Source organism: Acidobacteriota bacterium (assembly GCA_020853395.1).
Classification (GTDB): Bacteria; Acidobacteriota; Vicinamibacteria; order Vicinamibacterales; family SCN-69-37; genus JADYYY01.
On the sequence record JADYYY010000007.1, the window covers coordinates 61002 to 79440 of the forward strand.

General features: G+C 71.2%; 20 protein-coding genes. All 20 read right to left on the reverse strand.

The features are described from left to right. Nucleotides 1–27: 27 nt before the first annotated feature. The 20 genes from fabF to lpxA all read right to left on the reverse strand — a co-directional run bounded on the left by fabF (nt 28) and on the right by lpxA (nt 18408). Nucleotides 28–1275, reverse strand: a complete 1248-nt coding sequence (gene fabF / locus IT184_06000; GenBank protein ID MCC7008349.1) for a beta-ketoacyl-ACP synthase II — start codon at nt 1273–1275, stop codon at nt 28–30. A 13-nt stretch (nt 1276–1288) separates the two neighbouring features. Continuing rightward, nucleotides 1289–1528 carry an acyl carrier protein gene (acpP, locus tag IT184_06005; protein ID MCC7008350.1) on the reverse strand — a complete coding sequence of 80 codons (240 nt, stop codon included), beginning with the start codon at nt 1526–1528 and terminating at the stop codon, nt 1289–1291. 83 nt (nt 1529–1611) lie between these two features. Then, nucleotides 1612–2352: a 3-oxoacyl-[acyl-carrier-protein] reductase gene (gene fabG / locus IT184_06010; protein ID MCC7008351.1), complete on the reverse strand. Its 741-nt coding sequence runs from the start codon at nt 2350–2352 to the stop codon at nt 1612–1614. A 50-nt stretch (nt 2353–2402) separates the two neighbouring features. Continuing rightward, on the reverse strand, nt 2403–3407 hold the full coding sequence (gene plsX / locus IT184_06015) for a phosphate acyltransferase PlsX (GenBank protein MCC7008352.1): 1005 nt from the start codon (nt 3405–3407) through the stop codon (nt 2403–2405). Nucleotides 3408–3419: 12 nt separating this feature from the next. Beyond that, nucleotides 3420–3602, reverse strand: a complete 183-nt coding sequence (gene rpmF / locus IT184_06020; protein MCC7008353.1) for a 50S ribosomal protein L32 — start codon at nt 3600–3602, stop codon at nt 3420–3422. Between the two features lie 91 nt (nt 3603–3693). Next, nucleotides 3694–4221: a DUF177 domain-containing protein gene (locus IT184_06025; GenBank protein MCC7008354.1), complete on the reverse strand. Its 528-nt coding sequence runs from the start codon at nt 4219–4221 to the stop codon at nt 3694–3696. Between the two features lie 153 nt (nt 4222–4374). Then, nucleotides 4375–5409 carry a deoxyguanosinetriphosphate triphosphohydrolase gene (locus IT184_06030; GenBank protein ID MCC7008355.1) on the reverse strand — a complete coding sequence of 345 codons (1035 nt, stop codon included), beginning with the start codon at nt 5407–5409 and terminating at the stop codon, nt 4375–4377. 227 nt (nt 5410–5636) lie between these two features. Then, nucleotides 5637–6566: a tRNA (adenosine(37)-N6)-dimethylallyltransferase MiaA gene (gene miaA, locus IT184_06035; protein MCC7008356.1), complete on the reverse strand. Its 930-nt coding sequence runs from the start codon at nt 6564–6566 to the stop codon at nt 5637–5639. Beyond that, nucleotides 6563–7447, reverse strand: a complete 885-nt coding sequence (locus IT184_06040; protein ID MCC7008357.1) for a TonB family protein — start codon at nt 7445–7447, stop codon at nt 6563–6565. Before IT184_06040 ends, miaA begins: the two co-directional genes overlap by 4 nt. A 72-nt stretch (nt 7448–7519) precedes the next feature. Next, entirely contained in the window at nt 7520–8266 is a 747-nt protein-coding gene (ubiE, locus tag IT184_06045; protein MCC7008358.1) for a bifunctional demethylmenaquinone methyltransferase/2-methoxy-6-polyprenyl-1,4-benzoquinol methylase UbiE, read from the reverse strand. Next, nucleotides 8263–8898: a UbiX family flavin prenyltransferase gene (locus tag IT184_06050; protein ID MCC7008359.1), complete on the reverse strand. Its 636-nt coding sequence runs from the start codon at nt 8896–8898 to the stop codon at nt 8263–8265. The genes ubiE and IT184_06050 overlap by 4 nt, the downstream gene beginning before the upstream one ends. Beyond that, nucleotides 8895–9749, reverse strand: coding sequence for a UbiA family prenyltransferase (locus tag IT184_06055; GenBank protein ID MCC7008360.1), 855 nt, complete (start codon nt 9747–9749; stop codon nt 8895–8897). Before IT184_06055 ends, IT184_06050 begins: the two co-directional genes overlap by 4 nt. Nucleotide 9750: 1 nt before the next feature. Further along, nucleotides 9751–10950: an amidohydrolase family protein gene (locus tag IT184_06060; GenBank protein MCC7008361.1), complete on the reverse strand. Its 1200-nt coding sequence runs from the start codon at nt 10948–10950 to the stop codon at nt 9751–9753. 15 nt (nt 10951–10965) lie between these two features. After that, nucleotides 10966–12177 carry a dehypoxanthine futalosine cyclase gene (mqnC, locus tag IT184_06065; GenBank protein ID MCC7008362.1) on the reverse strand — a complete coding sequence of 404 codons (1212 nt, stop codon included), beginning with the start codon at nt 12175–12177 and terminating at the stop codon, nt 10966–10968. A gap of 8 nt (nt 12178–12185) precedes the next feature. After that, nucleotides 12186–12998, reverse strand: coding sequence for a menaquinone biosynthesis protein (locus IT184_06070; protein MCC7008363.1), 813 nt, complete (start codon nt 12996–12998; stop codon nt 12186–12188). Beyond that, nucleotides 12995–13894: a hypothetical protein gene (locus tag IT184_06075; protein ID MCC7008364.1), complete on the reverse strand. Its 900-nt coding sequence runs from the start codon at nt 13892–13894 to the stop codon at nt 12995–12997. The genes IT184_06070 and IT184_06075 overlap by 4 nt, the downstream gene beginning before the upstream one ends. Continuing rightward, nucleotides 13891–15354 (reverse strand): menaquinone biosynthesis decarboxylase, encoded by a 1464-nt coding sequence (locus IT184_06080; GenBank protein MCC7008365.1) that lies wholly within the window; start codon nt 15352–15354, stop codon nt 13891–13893. The genes IT184_06075 and IT184_06080 overlap by 4 nt, the downstream gene beginning before the upstream one ends. A gap of 11 nt (nt 15355–15365) precedes the next feature. Further along, complete coding sequence (locus tag IT184_06085) at nt 15366–16325, reverse strand: Gfo/Idh/MocA family oxidoreductase (protein ID MCC7008366.1); 960 nt, start codon at nt 16323–16325, stop codon at nt 15366–15368. After that, nucleotides 16322–17143 carry a UDP-2,3-diacylglucosamine diphosphatase LpxI gene (gene lpxI / locus IT184_06090; GenBank protein ID MCC7008367.1) on the reverse strand — a complete coding sequence of 274 codons (822 nt, stop codon included), beginning with the start codon at nt 17141–17143 and terminating at the stop codon, nt 16322–16324. Before lpxI ends, IT184_06085 begins: the two co-directional genes overlap by 4 nt. 17 nt (nt 17144–17160) lie before the next feature. Further along, nucleotides 17161–18408: an acyl-ACP--UDP-N-acetylglucosamine O-acyltransferase gene (gene lpxA, locus IT184_06095; protein MCC7008368.1), complete on the reverse strand. Its 1248-nt coding sequence runs from the start codon at nt 18406–18408 to the stop codon at nt 17161–17163. Between the last annotated feature and the right edge of the window lie 31 nt (nt 18409–18439).

Sequence of the window (18439 nt, forward strand, 5' to 3'; positions counted from 1 at the left end):
CTTGTGAGGCCGGCGGTGGCCTGACGCCTACTGGCCGTCCTCGTACCGTTTCAGCAACAGTGTGCCATTGGTGCCGCCGAAGCCGAACGAGTTCGACAAGGCGTACCGGATGGCCATCGTGCGACTGACGTGGGGGGCGTAGTCGAGATCGCACGCAGGATCTGGCTCGTCGAGGTTGATCGTCGGCGGAGCGATCTGGTGTTTGACGGCGAGCGCCGTGATGCCGGCTTCGAGGCCGCCGGCCGCGCCGAGCAGATGGCCGGTCATCGACTTGGTCGACGACATGACGAGCCGGTACGCGTGCTCGCCGAACGTCGTCTTGACCGCCAGCGTCTCGGTCGGATCGTTGATGGGCGTGGAGGTGCCGTGCGCGTTGATGTAGTCGATCTCGTCCGGCTGGACGCCGGCCTTGCGGAGCGCCATCCGCATCGACCGCACGGCGCCGTTGGCGTCTGGCGGCTGACCGGTGAGGTGGAACGCGTCGGCCGAGAGCCCGTAGCCCGCGATCTCGGCATAGATGGGCGCGCCGCGGCGGCGCGCGGTCTCCAGCTCCTCGAGCACGAGCATGCCGGCGCCCTCGCCGATGATGAAGCCGTCGCGGTCCTTGTCGAACGGCCGGCTCGCCCTCGCGGGCTCGTCGTTGCGCGTGGAGAGCGCCCGCATCGAGGCGAACCCACCGACCCCCATCGGGGTGATCGACGCCTCGGATCCGCCGGCGATCATGATGTCGGCGTCGCCGCGGCGGATGATCTCGAACGACTCGCCGATCGCGTGCGCCGACGCCGTGCAGGCCGTGCAGGTCGCGAGGTTCGGCCCGCGCGCGCCGAGACGAATCGACACCTGACCGGCGGCCAGGTTGATGATCGACGCCGGGATGAAGAACGGCGAGATCCGGCGGGGCCCGCCCTTCAGCAGCTCGCTGTGCTCGCGCTCGATGGTGCTGAACCCGCCGATGCCCGAGGCGATGAACACCCCGACCTCGTCGGCGATGTCCGGCGTCACCCGCAGCCGCGCGTCGGCGACGGCGAAGTCCGCCGCCGCGATCGCGAACTGGATGAAGACGTCCATCTTCTTGACGTCCTTGCGATCCACGAACTGCAGCGGATCGAAGCCCTTGACTTCGCCCGCGATCCGCGCCGAGAAGTCCGACGCGTCGAAATGGGTGATCGGCCCGATGCCGCTCCGGCCCGCGCAGAGCGCGTCCCAGGTTGCCTGCGTTCCGAGGCCGACGGACGACAGCAGTCCGACCCCGGTCACCACCACTCGGCGCGACACGTCGTCCGTATCCCTACTTCTTCTTGGCGTGGCCTTCGATGTACTCGATGGCTTCCTTCACGCGGGTGATCTTCTCGGCGTCCTCGTCGGGGATCTCGATCCCGAATTCCTCCTCGAACGCCATGACGAGCTCCACGGTGTCGAGCGAGTCGGCCCCCAGATCGTCGACGAAGGACGCGTCCGGCGTCACTTCCTCCTCGTCCACTCCGAGCTGTTCGACGATGATCTTCTTCACCTGATCCGCAACCGCCATTCAATCCTCCTGCATCGGCGCAGCCGAGGGCCCCGCCGTGGCTTCAGCCCGCTCGTCACGTGCGGGTCCGGCGCGCCGCCGCGCTACATGTACATGCCACCGTTGACCGCGAGCACGTGCCCCGTAATATACGCCGCCTCGTCCGAGGCAAGGAACACCACGGCGGCCGCGACCTCTTCGGGCGTGCCCAGCCGCCTCGCGGGAATCCGCGACGCCCAGTCGGCCTGGGCCGCGCCGGAGATCGCCTTCGTCATGTCGGTGTCGATCAGTCCCGGAGCGACCGCGTTCACGGTGATATTACGCGACGCGACCTCCTGCGCCATCGCCTTGGTCAGGCCGATCAGGCCGGCTTTCGACGCGGCGTAGTTCGCCTGTCCGGCATTGCCGGACTGCCCCACGACCGACGTCACGTTGACGATGCGCCCGTAGCGCTGCTTGACCATCGGCTTCAGGACGGCCTGCGAGCACGCGAACGCGGCCGTCAGGTTGGTCGCCAGCACCGCGTCCCAGTCGTCGCGCTTCATCCGCAGCATCAGTTGGTCGCGCGTGATGCCGGCGTTGTTGACGAGCACGTCGATCCGTTCGTGCCGGCTCACGATGTCGGCCACCAGGCGGCCGACGGCGTCGTCGTCGGTCACGTCGAGCGCCGCCGCGTCGGCGAGGCCGCCGGCCTCGCCGATCTCGGCGGCCACGGCGGCCGCGTGATCGCCGCGCGCCGCGGCGATCACGCGCGCCCCGCGCGCGGCGAACGCCCGCGCGATCGCGCGGCCGATCCCGCGAGAGGCGCCGGTGACCAGCGCCACGCGTCCCGTCATCGTGCCCATCACAACCTGCCTACTTCAGCACACGGCGGCGACGCCGCGCAACCGCGCGCTCATCGCGCGCGCGCCGCCAGGTCGTCGCGCACGCGCGGCAGCACCCGCCCGGCGATCAGCCGCGCCGCCGTCGCGATCCCGCTCTCCACGGCGCGCGACGACGACCGGCCGTGTCCGATGAGCGTCAGCTCGCCGACGCCGAGCAGCAGCGCCGCGCCGTGCTCCGCGTAGTCGACGCGCTGGCGGAACCGCTGGAAGGCGCGCCGCGTGAGCAGCGCGCCGATCTGCGAGACGAGCGCGGCGCCCAGCTCTTCGCGCAGCATGACCTCCAGCGCCTCGACCAGGCCCTCGCCGACCTTCAGCGTGATGTTGCCGGTGAAGCCATCGCAGACGGCGACGTCGGCCCGCCCCGTGAAGAGCTCCCGCGCTTCGAGGTTGCCGATGAAGTTGAGATCGGCCTCCTGCAGGCGCGCGTGCGCTTCGCGGATGAGGTCGTTGCCCTTGCCGGCCTCCTCGCCGATCGACAGCAGTCCGACGCGGGGCCGATCGGCCGTGAGCGTCACGGCGGCGTACGCCGCGCCGAGCCGGGCGAACGACACCAGGTGCTCGGGCCGGCACTCGAGGTTCGCGCCGGCGTCGAGCAGCACCGCCGCGCCCGTCAGCGTCGGCACCGTCACGGCCAGCGCCGGACGGTCGACGCCGGGCAGCAGGTCGAACGCGCCGCGCGCCGCGAGCACGGTCGCGCCCGAATGCCCGGCGCTGAAGACGGCATCGGCGCCGCGCGAGGCGACGAGCGCCGTCGCCACGCGAATCGAGCTGCGCGGCTTGCGGCGCAGGGCGACGAGCGGCGGCTCCGCCATGCCGACGACGTCCGGCGCGTCGACGATCGAGACGGCCGCCGTCTCCGACGCCGCATAGCGCTCGAGCTCGTCGCGCAGCACGGCCGCGGGGCCGACGAGCGCGACGCGGACGTCGAGCCGCTGCACCGCCCTGATCGCACCGTCCACGATGGCGGCCGGCGCATGGTCCCCGCCCATCGCGTCGACGGCGACGACTGGAGGCACGGGACGAGCCGCTTATTCCTCGTCGACGGCGCGAACCTGACGGCCGCGGTAGTACCCGCAATTACGGCAGACCGTATGCGGCGGGCGCAGTTCGTGGCACTGTGGGCACTCGCTCGTGCCGATCGGCTTGAGCGCATCGTGCGTGCGGCGCTTGGCGGTGCGGGTCTTGGAGTGTCGTCGCTTGGGATTCGGCATGGGATGACTGCTCGGCTGCTCTCACTCTGGGTCGTTGGTGATGTCGAACGGCGATTCGGCGCCCGCAGCCCGCCGGGCATCCGGATCGCGTCTACTGAAAATGCCCCTTCAACTGGCGCAACGCGTCGAGCCGGGGGTCCACCCACTCCACCTGACACGTGCAGCTCTCCCGATTGCGGTTGATCCCGCAGACCGGACAGAGCCCCAGGCAGTCGGCCCGGCACAGCGGCTTCATCGGCAGCGCCAGGTAGCATTGCTCGCGCACGACTTCCCCGAGGTCGATCACGTCCTCACGGTAGTACGAGACGCCGAGATCCTCGGAGGCCACCTGCTCGTCGTCGCCGGCGACGTTCTCGGCCGCGGGCAGGAAGATCGAGTCGATCGGCGCGTCCACCAGAATCTCGAACGGCTCGAGGCATCGGCTGCAGTCGGTGGCGATCGTCGTCTTCACCCGCCCGGTCAGCCGGACTTTCCTCGCGTCCTTGGTCACCTCGACATCGAGGTCGACCGGTGCGACCACGCGGAACTGGTCGTCGCCGGCGAACTCCGCGGGCGCGAGCCGCCTGACGACATGCTCCACGCCGGCACGGATTCGGTTCAGGTCGAGCCACATACTCATCGAACGCCCCCGGTGGAGCTCGGGCAAACGTCTATTTTACATCGGGCGGCGATCCGGCCCAGCGCCCAGGGGCCGGGCCGTTCCACACGCCTCGCGTCGCCCTTGGCGCGGCCCGACCGGTGCGACATGAGGTAGGTAGCCGCGAGGCGAGCATCAGACGCTCCAGGACCTCGGCACGAAGAGCTCCTCGAAGAGCGCCACGGCATAGCGGTCGGTCATCCCGGCCACGAAATCCCTGGCGGCCGCGTCGAGCCCTTCCTCGGCGATGGTTGCGGGATCCAGATACGGCTCGGGACGCTGCCTGATGCGCCCCCAGATCCCGCCGAGCACACCGGACGCCTTCTCGAACTCGGCCGTCGCCCTGGGATTCTCGTAGACGGCGTCGAAGAGATAGCTGCGCAGCGCGAGCGTGGCGTCGAGGACCTCGTCGCTCATCCGGATCTCGGCCAGCCCGGCGTCGAGCGTCCGGTGCACGACGTCGGTGACCATCGTGTTGATGCGCTGAGACGACGTCTCGCCGAGCACGGCCGTCGCCGACGCCGGCAACGCTGCCGGCTCCAGCACGCCGGCGCGCACCGCGTCGTCGATGTCGTGGTTCACGTACGCGATGATGTCGGCCACGCGCGCGATCTGCCCTTCGATCGTGCTCGCGCGATCGGCGGCGGGCGCGCCGACGGGCAGCCCGTGCTTGCCCTTGGAATGGCGCGCGATCCCGTCGCGCACTTCCCACGTGAGGTTCAATCCCTGCCGGCCGTTCTCCAGCAGATCGACGATGCGCAGGCTCTGCGCGTAGTGGCTGAACCCGCCCGGCACGAGCCGGTCGATCACCCGTTCGCCCGCGTGGCCGAACGGCGGATGGCCGAGATCGTGTCCGAGCGCGATCGCCTCGGTCAGCTCTTCGTGCAGGCGGAGCACCTTCGCGATGCTCCGGGCGACCTGGGAGACCTCGAGGGTGTGGGTCAGGCGCGTGCGGTAGTGATCGCCGGTCGGCGCGAAGAAGACCTGCGTCTTGTGCTTGAGCCGGCGGAAGGCCTTCGAGTGGATGATTCGATCGCGGTCGCGCTGAAACGCCGGGCGGATCGGGTCCTCGCGCTCGGGCCGGCGGCGGCCCCGGCTCGCGGCGCTCCGCGCTGCCTGTGGCGCGAGGAACTCGCGCTCGCGCGCCTCGAGCTGTTCACGGATCGTCATGCCCGGCACTCTCGAGCCGCCTCGAGGTGTGACACGCGCGTGCCGCCCGTCATGGCGTCGAGCCGGGGCTCGGAGTCGATGATCGACACGTCACGATTATGCTACGTCGGCCTCGAAACAACCGCCTCTTGAAGAGGCAGGCCAGCGCGCGGACCACCTCGCCAACGAGGCGGCGGCGAGCGGCGATCGCCGGGCTGGCGCGATCGGCCTGCGCGGCGGCGCGACGCTCAGCGCTTCTCCTCCCGCCAGCGTCCCACGCATTGAATGGCGGCCGCGGCGTCGCCCCCGGCCTCGGCATCGAGCCACGTCACGCCCGGCTCTTTGCGGAACCAGGTCATCTGCCGTTTCGCGTAGCGCATGTTCTCGCGCACGATCAGCGCGCGCGTCGCCGCCTCGTCGCGCACGCCCGCCAGCAGATCCAGGATCTGCCGGTACACGAGACCGCTGAACGCGTGGGCATCCGGCGGTACGCCGGCGGCGATCAATCGCTGGACTTCCGCGACGACGCCGCGCGCGAACTGCTCGTCGACGCGGCGGGCGACGCGTGCAAGTTGCAGCGCGCGCGAGACGCGCAGGCCGATGGCGCACACGTCCGCCGCGCCGAGCGGCGACCTGGTCTCGCCGAAGTGGTCGGTCAGCGGCCGGCCGGTGAGCAGGTAGACCTCGAGTGCGCGCACGATCCGCTTGCGATCGCCCGGCAGCACGCGCCGGCCGGACGCGGAGTCGACCCGGGTGAGCCAGCGGTGCAACGACGCCGTGCCGCGCCGCTCGGCCACGCGCTCGAGCCGGCGCCGGATGCGCTCGTCACGCGCGGGCCCCGCGAACAGACCTCTCGTCAGCGCCCGAAAGTAGAAGCCGGTGCCGCCGACGACGATCGGCAGCCGGCCCCGCGCGGCGATGTCGTGGATGGCCGCCGCGGCGTCGGCCGCGTACCGCGCCGCCGAGTAGATCTCGGTGGGCGCCGCGACGTCGATCAGATGGTGAGGGATGGCGCGCCGCTCGGCCTCCGTCGGCTTGTCGGTGCCGATGTCGAGCCCGCGATACACCGCCGTCGAATCGCACGAGACGACTTCCCCGCCGAACGCCGATGCCAGGGCGACGCCGAGCGCCGTCTTGCCCGACGCCGTCGGGCCGACGACCGCCACCAGCCGCGTCACTGCCGATCCCGGAGCGGCTCGTTGTAGTGGAACGTGACCGTGAAGAGCACGCGATCGTCCTGGTACTCGGCCGGCAGCACGGACGTCGGGTTCGACAGCTTGAGCGCGGTGACGGCGGCCTGCGTGAGCGCGCCGATGGCCGCCGGCTGCCTGACCTGGAGATCGATGAGCGTGCCGTTGCGGAGAACGGTGAAGGTGACGACGACGCGGCCGCGCGACATCTCGGCGACCTGCGGGATGATCCAGTTGCGGCGGATCTGCGCGGCGAAGCGGCGCATCCACGGCCCGAAGTCGATGCCCTCGATCGGCCGCCCCTTCGAGTCGAGCATCTCGACGTCGGCACCCGAGTCGCCTTCGCCGATCCCCGGCTGCTGCGCGCTGACCTGCGGTTCCTGGAGGTAGCGGCCCAGGTCGCGGAAGGCGTTGCCCAGGCTGCCGCTCGGCCGCGGCGGCGGCGGGCGCTCCGGCTCGGGCGGGGCCATCGCGCCCAGGGTCGAGGGCGACGGCGCCAGGGGGTCTGGCGTCTCGGGACCCGGCGCCGGCTCCGTCCGCGGCACGTCGGGCGCTGGCGGCGCGGGCGCGGCATCGGGCGCCGGCACGGGCGTCGGCTTCGCCCGCAGGTCGAACTCCGACCGGTCGGCCTCCGGATTCGGAATCTGACGGCGGTCGATGAGCGGCATCACCTGGACGAACCGGAGCGGTTCCTGCTGCTCGGCCTGCGCGGCCTCCTCGGGCGCCGCCTCGAACCACTCGGCGGGCGCGACGAGCAGGAAGATCACGAAGGCGAGGTGGACGATGATCGACAGCAGCACGCCCTCGCGCACCGAGATGGCCTGCGGCACACGGGGGATGTCTGGCCGATCGTCGAAGTCCAGGTACATCAGTAACTTGTCTCGCAGTATACGGCCGGCGGTCGGACGGTGCCACGCGGGGCCCGGGCGAGCTCCTGGTGTTCAGACGCGGGACGCGGCCGGTTGGGCGTCGGGCTTGACGGCAAGATACAGATAGACGATCCCGAACGTGAGCGGCTCGACGCGGATGTTCGCGAAGCCCATCTCGCGGAGCATCGCGCCGAACGCCTGCCCCGACGGGAACTCGAGGACCGAGGCCGGCAGGTACGCGTACGCGTCCCCGTGCTTCGAGACGAGCCCGCCGATTCGCGGCAGCACGTGCGTGAAGTACCAGAGATACGCCTGGCGCAGGCCGGGCAACGCCGGCGCGCCGAACTCGAGGATCGCGAGCCGTCCGCCTGGCCGCAGCACCCGGAAGAACTCGGCGCACGCCGCGCGCGGGTCGACCACGTTCCGGATGCCGAACGCCACCATGGCGACATCCATGGATGCGTCCGGGAGCGGTACCTGCGTGGCATCGGCCCGTGCGACCTGCACGCGCGCCGCCAGGCCGGCGGCCCTGACCTTTCGCTGCGCGATGCCGAGCATCTCGCCCGAGAAGTCGATGCCGACGACGCCCGCCGCGCGTCCCGACGCCGAGGTCGCCGCCTCGATGGCGAGATCCGCCGTGCCCGTGCACATGTCCAGCACGCGCTCGTGTCCGGTCAGCGACAGCGCCCGTACCGCTCGCGCGCGCCACCGGCGATCGAGGCCGGCGCTGAGCAGGTGGTTGAGCGTGTCGTAGCGGCGGGCGATCGCGTCGAACATGCCCGCGATGCGCCCGGGATCTTTGGAGATCGAAACCGTCATTCGCCCTTCCACGCAGGGAAGAGCCGCTGGTCGAAGCCCAGCGCGTTCAGGATCTTGCCCGCGATGAAGTCCGCGAGGTCGTCGATCGTCTTCGGCCGCTGGTAGAAGGCGGGCATCGCCGGCAGCACCATCGCGCCCGCCTCGGCGCACGCGACCATGTTGCGCAGCGCGGGCAGGCTCATGGGCGTTTCGCGCGGTACGACCACGAGCCGCCGCTGCTCCTTGAGCATGACATCCGCCGCGCGCTCGATGAGGCTGCGCGACAGCCCCTGCGCCACGGCGGCGAGCGTCTTCATCGAGCACGGCACGATGACCATGCTCTCGCAGCGGTGGCTTCCGCTCGCCAGCGAGGCACCGAGATCACGGTTGCCGAGCAAGCGAAAGCTGCCGCGCGCCACACCATCGCCGTACTTGGCCGCGAGCAACTCGGGCAGCCGTTCGACCTTCGCGTCCGGCCCGAGCTCGTCCATGAGCAGCCGGCGTCCGTAGTCGCTGAACACGATGTCGAGCTCGCAGCCCAGCTCGAGGAGGGCCGCGATGGTGCGCACGGCGTAGATCGCGCCGCTCGCGCCGGTGACGCCGACGGCCACGCGCCTGGCGCTCGCGCCCGCCGGCTCCGTTCGGGCGCTCACGACGTGAGCACGTCCGCGCACGTCGCGACGAAATACAGCACGCCGACCCACGCGTTCAGGTCGAACGCGCGCTTGACCTGCGACAGGTCGGCCGCGCTCACGAGCGATTGCTCGTACACGAGCAGCGCCGCCACCATGGCGAGGCCGGCCGCGTAGACCGGGCCGAGCCCGGCCAGCCGTCCGACCACGGCCAGCGCCAGCACCGTGACGACGTGCAGGCCGCGGGAGATCCAGATTGCCCGGCGGACGCCGAACGTCACCGGGATCGACCGGAGCCCCTCACGCCGATCGAACTCGAGATCCTGGCACGCGTAGAGCACGTCGAATCCCGCCACCCACGAGCCGATCGCGAGGCCGAGCACCCAGGGCTCCGGACGCAGCGGCCCGCCCGCGGCAATCCAGCCGCCCACCGGCGCGACCGCCATCGCCAGCCCGAGGAAGAGCTGCGTGTACGTCGTCACGCGCTTCGCGAGCGAGTACCAGAAGACGATCGCGAGCGCCAGCGGCGACAGGGCGAGGCACACCGGGCCGAGCGGGACGGTGGCGGCCACGAACACCGCCGACGACGCGATCACGAAGAGCGCGGCCTCGCGGCGTGACATCGCGCCGCGAGGCAGCTCGCGCATCGCGGTGCGCGGGTTGCGCGCGTCGTACACGGCGTCCACGAGCCGGTTGAAGCCCATCGCCGCGCTCCGCGCCGCCACCATGCAGACGATGATCCACAGAAGCCGCATCGGATCGAGAGACACGAGACGGCCGGCGAGCAAGGCGCCCGTCAGCGCGAACGGCAGCGCGAACACCGAGTGGCTGAACCGGACGAACGACGCGTAGGTCTGGAGGCGCGCGAGCATGTCAGCCGCTGACGGGTCTGACGGCCGTGGCCGGCACGCCAGCGACCAGGTATTCTTCCACATCGGCCGTGCCGGGCGGAACCGCGACCGCCACGAACCGCGCCCGTTTCCCCGGCGCGATCGTGCCGTACGCGCGGCCGAAGCCGAGCGCCTCGGCGCCAATCCGCGTCGCGCTCTCGAGCAGCGATGCGGCCGACACATCGGGCGCAATGCGCCGGATCTCGGCAAGCTCGTCGAACAGGTTCAGCGTCGGCGCGGACGCGAGGCTGTCGGTGCCGATCGCCACGGGGACGCCGGCCGCGTAGAAGTGCGACAGCCGAGGAATTCCGGCCCCCACCCACTCGTTGCTCCGCGGGCAGGTCACGAGCACCGCTTCGGCCTCGCCCAGCCTGGCCAGGCAGTCGTCCGTGAGATGGACGCCGTGGACGGCCAGCATCCCGGGCGACAGGTACCCGACGCGCTTCATGTACTCGACCGGATCGCAGCCCGGCGGCGTCCAGGCCGGGGTCCACGCGCCAAGCTCGCGGAGCAGACGACGGAAGGGCCCGGTGCCGCTCCGCAGGAACTCGATCTCCTCCGCCGACTCCGCGAGGTGCACCGACCGGGGCGTCGTCTGCGGCCAGCGACCGATCTCGGTGAAGAGCGCGGGAGCCACCGAGTACGGCGCGTGGGCCACGACGCTGAGGCGGATGTCGGGTGGCGGCTCGGCCTCGGCCGCGATGGCGCGCGACGAGGCGTCGCGCACCATCGCGGCCGGGTCCGCGGCGTCGAAGCCGATCAGCTCGTGGAACACGACGGCGTCGAATGCGGCCTCGCGCAGCACCGGCACGCTCGCGAGCGAATTCGAGACGTCGCCGACGAGCACGGTACCGGTCGCCTGCATCTCGGCCACCGCCGCCTGCATGGCGGCGACGTTCGCCGGGCTCGCCGGCGGCACCGCCATGCGTTCAGCGAGCATCGCCCGAATCCAGGCCACCATGCTGTCGGCGGGCCGGACCCGTCCTGCCAGGCCGCTCAGCTCGAGATGGGTGTGAGCGTTGACGAGGCCGGGCAAGAGGGCCACGTCCCCGAGATCGTCGGCAGGGCCTGGAGCCGCGCCGCGCCCGACCTCGATCACCGTGCCGCTCCGGGTCGCGACCCAACCGCCGTCGAGCGGCGGGCCGTCAATCGGCAGGAGCCAGCGCGCGCGAAACACCCTCACGCCCGTCATGCGGGTTCACGACGGCGGCGCCGTCCGAAGACGTCTCGCCGCCAGGCTGCGGGCCTCGTAGCCGCGGAGGTCGTCGGCCTCGCCGCCCCGCCCATCTCCCCGCGCCACCGCCAGCTCGAGCATCCGCGGCACCTCGCGCGAGCGGAACATGGGATCGCCGAGCACCTCGTAGTGCATGTTGCGGCGCTTGGCGGTGAATCCGGCGTTCTCGATGTTGCGGACCACCTCGTGCTCGTCCATGCAGTACGCCGCGCCGGCCGCGCGCACGACGTTCTCCTCGATCATCACGGAGCCCATGTCGTTGGCGCCGTAGGCGAGGCTGAGCTGCCCCACCTTCCCGCCCTGGGTGACCCAGGACGCCTGCAGGTTGTCGAAGTTGTCGAGCACGAGCCTCGCCAGCGCGAGCGTCCGGACGTACTCGACGGCCGTCGCTTCCGCGCCGCCGAGCTCGGTGTGCTGCGGCTGATAGCTCCAGGTGATGAACGCGGTGAAGCCGCCGGTCTCGTCCTGCAGCTCGCGAAGCCTGAACAGGTGCTCGAGCCGCTCCTCCATCGTCTCGACCGTGCCGTACATCATCGTCGCCGTCGTGCGCAGCCCGGCGCGGTGCGCGTGCCGCATGACGTCGAGCCACTCGTCGGCCGTGGCCTTGTTGTAGCAGTTGAGGAGCCGCCGCACGCGGTCGACGAGAACCTCGGCGCCGCCGCCCGGGACGCTGTCGAGACCCGCGCTCACCAACCGCTCGATCACGGCGGGCACCGGCAACTGCGACAGCCGCGCGAGGTGGATGATCTCGGGCGGCGACAGCGCGTGCAGGCGGAACGCGGGATACCGCTGCTTCACCGCGCGGAAGAGATCGTCGTACCACTGCAGCGGGATGTCCGGGTTGTGCCCGCCCTGCAGCAACAACTGCTCGCCGCCGAGCGCGATCGTCTCGTCGATCTTGCGGAAGATCTCGTCGAAGCCGAGCGTGTAGCCCTCGCTCGACCCGACCGGGCGATAGAACGCGCAGAACCTGCAGCGCGCGACGCAGACGTTCGTGTAGTTGACGTTCCGGTCGATGATGTAGGTGACGACGCCCTCGGGATGCTTGAGGCGGCGGACGTCGTCGGCCAGCCGGCCGATGAGCTCAGTCGGCGCGTCGCGGTACAGCTCGAGCGCCTCGTCCCACGTGAGGCGCCGCTCCACCTCGAACCGCCGTGCGATGGCCTCGACCGACATGCGGTTCATTATCGCGCACCCGGCCCGGCGAAGAAGGAGAGGTCGGCCGCCGCACGAATCAGCCCGAGCGCCGCGGCTTCGGCGTAATAGGTCCGAAGACCGGCCAGGGCCCGCTCGTCCAGGTGGAACATGAGGTTCCGTTCGAGGTAGGCCTGCGCCAGCGGCACGTCCTCCGGATGCGAAGCGCAGTATTCCTTCGCGATGACGTGCGTGTGACGCATGCCCGCATCGGCGGCCCGTTGCAGGACCGGCACGACCGCGTGCACGTCGGGCGAGTCGGGGCCGGCCCAGAACGCGAAGACGAACGGCAGGCCCGTCATCGCGCGCCATGCCTCGCCGAGATCGATCTTCTCCGCGCCGAACGCCCGCTGATCGACGAAGAGCGCCGGGTCGCCGATGAGCAGCGCTGCGTCCGCGACCGCGAGCATCGCCGTCAGATCGGGCGCATGCGGTACGAACGCCGGTGCGATCCCGAAGGCGCGCGCACACAGGATCCGCAGGAGCACGGACGAGGTCCGCGACGACGTGTCGAGCGCGATCGTGGCGATCGCGGGCACGGGCCGGCGCGTGAAGAGCGCCACGGAGGCGACCGGGCCGTCGGCGCCGATGCAGACGCCCGGCACCACGCGGTCCGACGGGCGGTCGAGATACGCGATCGACGGAATCATCCCGAGATCGATCGCGCCCGCGGCGAGCAGCCGCGCGCAGTCGGCGGGCGAATCGAACCGCAGGGACACGGCGGCGGGCCGCGCGTCGAGCCCGTACACGAGCGGGCGGACGTTGAGGTAGTTGACCGCGCCGAGACGGACGGGCCGGCTCACGGGCGGCGCTCGTATCGGCCGTCGCGCTCGACCGGCACGCCGCCCGCGGCCCGGATCTGTCGCGCGATCTCTTCCTTCGCCGACCGCCGCGGCCCCTGGTCCGGCGAGTCCACGGGATCGATCCCGTCGATGTCGTTCGCGCCGTACGCGATCGACACCTGCGCGAGCTTGGGGCCGTAGAGCAGCCAGTCGGCCTGGATGAACCGGATGTCGCGGCAGACGAGCGCCGCCACCGCCATCGTCCGCACATCGTCGTACCCCGTGGACGGGGCGTCGACGGGGTCGCGACGCGGCAGCGGTGCGAACGCCGCGACGCCCTGCACGTCCCGCTGGATGGCGTCGGCGGCGAAGACGACGTCGAGGCGATCGGCGCCGGACGCGCGATCGACGGTGAGCCGTCGCATGGCGAGGCCACCCTGCCGGAGCGCGCGGATCACGCCGACCGCCGTCGCGACGCTGGCGAGACGATCGACCGGACATTCGGCGACGGCCTCGAGTCCAGCCGCGCGAAGCCGTGCGGCCGACTCCGCGACGCCGCCGTAGTCTCCGCCGGCGAGGTCGAACAGATCGGCGGCCGAGAAGCCGGTGAGCGGGACGCCGCCGGCCAAGGCGGCGAGGGCCGAGACGCGTTCACACGCCTGCCGGAGCGACGTCGGGCGGCCGGCGATGCGCACTTCGCCGGCATGGCCGACCGACGGATCGGCACCGCCCTCCAGCGGCACGATCGCCACCCGTCCGTACGTCACGTCGAGCCCCGCACGACGGCGGCGCGCCGATTCGCCGAGCACGCCGACCCTGATGAGATCGAGCGAGCGCAGCACGCGTTCGGCGTCGGCGCGCGTCAGCGCCCCCCCCGCGGCGGCTTTCGCTTCGAGGTCGATGATCGTCTCGGTCATGTCCCTTGCGTCCTGCTGGTCCTGCCGATCGTGGCCCAGATGTCGTCGGCGCGGCGGCGGGCCTGCTCGCTCGTCACGAGGCGCTTCGGGAACTCGCGGGTGCCGCCCTCGGCCGGCAGCTTGCGCGTCGCGTCGATGCCCATCTTGCCGCCGTACGCCGGCGCGATCGCCGCGTCGTCGAGATCGTCGACGGGCCCGCGGGTGATCTCGATGTCGCGCGACGGGTCCACGTGCGTGCCGGCAATCCACGTGACCTCGGCCTCGTCGTGCACGTTCACGTCCTTGTCGACGACGATGACGCACTTCGAGAACATGAGCTGGCCGAGCCCCCAGACGGCGCTCATGATCTTGCGCGCGTGCCCGGGATACCGCTTGTCGATCGAGATGATCACCAGGTTGTGGAAGATGCCGGCGGCTGGAAAGTGCATGTCCACGATCTCGGGCAGCGTCTTGCGGATGAGCGGCAGGAAGATCCGCTCGCTCGCCTTGCCGAGGTAGTAGTCCTCCATCGGCGGCACGCCCACGACCGTCGAGACGTAGACCGGCTTCTTCCGCATCGTGAGACACGTCAGGTGGAACACTGGGAAGTCGTCGGCGAGCGAGTACAGGCCGGTGTGGTCGCCGAACGGCCCCTCGCGGCGGCGCTCACCGGGCTCCACGTAGCCTTCGAGGACGATCTGCGACGTCGCCGGCACTTCCAGATCGACCGTCCGGCACTTGACGAGCTCCACGCGGCGCTTGCTCAGCACGCCGGCGAGCATCAGCTCGTCGAGGCCTTCGGGCATCGGCGCCGTCGCCGAGTAGATGAGGACGGGATCCGCGCCGAGCGCGACCGCGACCTCGAGACGACGGCCGAGACGCTCGGCGACGCGATGATGCTGCGCGCCGCCCTTGTGGCGCTGCCAGTGCATGCCGGTCGTGCGCCGATCGAACACCTGCATGCGGTAGGTGCCGATGTTGCGCATGCCGGTCTCGGGGTCGCGCGTGATGACGAGCGGCAGCGTGATGAACGGGCCGCCGTCCTCCGGCCAGCACGTCAGGACCGGCAGCTCGTCGAGACCGCCGTCCATCTTCACGACCTCCTGGCACGGCGCGTCCTTGACGGTCTTCGGCATCAGGTCCGTGAGCCGCGTCACGAGCGGCATGAGCTTCAGCGCGTCCATGAAGCCGCGCGGCATCGGCGGGGTCGTCAGCTCCTCGATCTCCTTCGCCAGCTCGTCGAGGTGCGTCACGCCGAGCGCCAGGCAGATGCGCGACATCGAGCCGAAGAGATTCGTCGCCACGGGCATCGAGCCGCCCGCCGGCGTCTCGAACAGCAGCGCCGGTCCGCCACCCGGCGACTTCGAGGCGCGATCGGTGACGGCGGCGATCTCGAGGTGCGGGTCGACGGAAGGGCGGATGCGCGCCAACTCTCCGCGGCGCTCGATCTCGGCGATGAACGACGTGATGTCCTGGAACATGGGATTGAGTCCTACGGCCTCGGAGCCGGCGTCTCGGCGCGGATCGCCTCGGCGACGCGGGTGGCCAGCGCGAGCGCGCGGCGCCCGTCCGTACCCGGCACGCCGGGCGGCCGCCGGCCGCGAATCGCCTCCACGAAGTCGGCCAGCTCGAGCCGCAGCGGCTCGTCGCGCTCGACCGGCACGCGGCCGCCCGCGATGGCCGGGCGGCCGTCGGGCCCCGGCTCCAGCTTCCAGACCTCGAGCTCCTGCGCGGCGTAATCCACCGACACGTAGCGATCCGGCTGGAAGCACCGGAGCTTCCGAATCTTGTCGCGGCTGATGCGGCTCGCCGTGATGTTGGCGACGCAGCCCGACGCGAACTTCAGCCGCGCGTTCGCGATGTCGATCTTCTGCGTCAGCACCGGCACGCCGACGGCCTCGACGTCGATCACACCGCTCGGGTCCGCCGCGAGCGCGATGTCGAGGTCGTGAATCATCACGTCGAAGATCACGTCGATGTCGAGGCTCCGCTCCGGGAACCCGCTCAGCCGGTGCACCTCGATGAAGCGCGGGTGGGCCAGGCCCGGGAGCGCCGCGCGAAACGCCGGGTTGAACCGCTCGGTGTGCCCGACGGCGAGCGTGGCGCCCGACGCGGCCGCGGCCGCGATCATCGCGTCGGCCTCGTCGAGCGACGCCGCCATCGGCTTCTCGACGAGCACGTGGATGCCGCGCTCGAGGCAGCGGCGTGCAACGCGCAGGTGGTCGACGGTCGGCACCGCGATCGACACGGCGTCCACGCGATCGAGCACGTCGTCGAGGTCGGTCAGCGCCAGCGCGCCGGAGGCGTGCGCCGCCGCCTGCGCCCGCTCCGCGACGAGATCCACGGCCGCGACGAGCTCGACGCCAGGCATCGCACCGAACAGCCGCGCGTGATGGCGGCCGAGATGGCCGACGCCGACGACCGCCACGCGCAGCGCGGCATCCGTCGTCACGGCTGCGCCCTCCCGACGACGACGATGCCCGCCGCGTCGGCGGCGCGGACGAAGGCGTCGCCGTCGATCACGAGCGTCCGGCCGGCGTCGATCGACAGCCCGTCGGCGCCGGCCGCCCGCATGGCCGCGATCGTGGCGACGCCGACGATCGGCACGTCGAACCGCATGTCCTGCCGCGGCTTCGCGACCTTGACGATGCGCGTCTCGGCGCCGGCCAACGCACCGGCCCGCTGGATCGCCGCGTCGGTGCCCTCCATCGCCTCGACCGCCACGACCGCCCGATCCTTCACCACGATCGTCTGCCCGATGTCGAGCCCGGCGACGACGTCGGCGACGCGATAGCCGAACGCGAAGTCCGCCGTCATCGCCTCGGAGGGCTGCACTTTCGTGAGCACGCCCGCGCCCGCCAGCAGGTCGGACAGCAGCGCCGTCGAGTCCATGAGCGCGATCCCGTGCTGCTGCAGCGCCTCGGCGATCCCGCTGATGAGCGAGTTCGTGTTGCGCGTCGCCAGCCGGCCGAGCACGCCGAGGAGCGTCAGGTCCGGCATCACGTCGGTGAACAGCTTCACGTGCTTGACCTGGCCGGCCATGACCGCCTGCGACACGCCGGCCTCCCGCAGGATCGCGATGCACGTGCCCAGCTTGCCGAGCGGAATCCAGTGGATCGACGTGCCGCCGAGCTCGGCCGCGAGCTGGGTCAGAGCCGGAAACGCCTCGCCCTCGATGGCGACGACGGTGACGTCGTGACCGAGCTGGCGCGCCGCGCGCAGGACGAGAAACGGAAAGGTGCCGTTGCCGGCGATGAGCCCGATGGGCATGGCCGTTCGACTGGCTCCTACTCGCTGTCGAGCAGATCGTCCACCCGCTTCGACGGCCGCCGCAGGATGACGCCGCGCTGCGCGGACCGGATGAAGGCGACCAGATAGGCCACCTCCGGTGCCGCGAGCGACGGGTCGCGCTCGATCAGCTCGAGCGCGCGGCTGGTGTTGTGCTGCACGAGGTGCCGGTAGGCCCGCCGCAGCTTGTTGATCAGCTCGGGCGAGAATCCGCGCCGCGCCAGCCCGATCGTGTTGACGCCGTAGATGCGCGCGCGGTTGCCCACGGTCTTCGCGTACGGCAGCGCGTCGCGCGTGACCACGGTGTAGCCGCCGATGAACGCGTGCTGGCCGACCCGGCAGTACTGGTGCACGCCGGAATAGGCGCTAATCGTCGCGTAGTCCTCGACGACCACGTGCCCGCCGAGCGTGGCCGCGTTGCCGAAGATGTTCGAGTGGCCGACGTGGCAGTCGTGCGCCACGTGCGCGTACGCCATGAACAGATTGCGATCGCCGATCGTCGTCTCGCCGCCGCCGCCCGCCGTGCCGCGATGAATGGTGACGAACTCCCGGAAGACGTTGCGCCGGCCGACCACGAGCCGCGTCCGCTCGCCCTTGAACTTCAGATCCTGCGGCGCGAGGCCGACCGACGCAAACGGGTAGATCTCCGTCTCGTCGCCGATCACCGTGTCGCCGTCGATGACGGTCATCGCCCCGACGCGGCACCCCCGTCCGATCCGCACGTTCGGCCCGATCGTCGCGTACGGCCCGATCGTCGTCCCCTCGCCGATCTGGGCGCCGGGGTCCACGATGGCGGTGTCGTGAACGACGCGCCCGGCCGCGCAGTCCGCGCGCTCGACGACGATCACGAGCTCGGCTTCGGCGACGACCTGACCTTCGACCGACGCGGTCGCGAGCACGCGCGCGATCGATCCGCGGCGGCGGCCGGCCCTGACCTGCAGCTCGAGCCGATCGCCAGGCACGACCTGCCGGCGGAACTTGGCGTTGTCGACGCCGCGCAGCCGCGCGCGCGTCACCGCCGGGTCGCCGCCGGCCACGAGCAGCGTGGCCACCTGCGTCAACGACTCGATCATGAGCACCCCGGGCATGAGCGGCGCGCCGGGAAAGTGCCCCTGGAAGAACTCCTCGCCGACGGTGACGTTCTTGATCGCCACGAGCGACTGCCGCGGATCGTGCCGGACGATGCCGTCCACCAGCACCGAGGGATAGCGGTAGGAGAGCCGATCCAGGACTGCGGGGATGTTCATGAGTACGAACGCAAACGGACCACGACCTCGT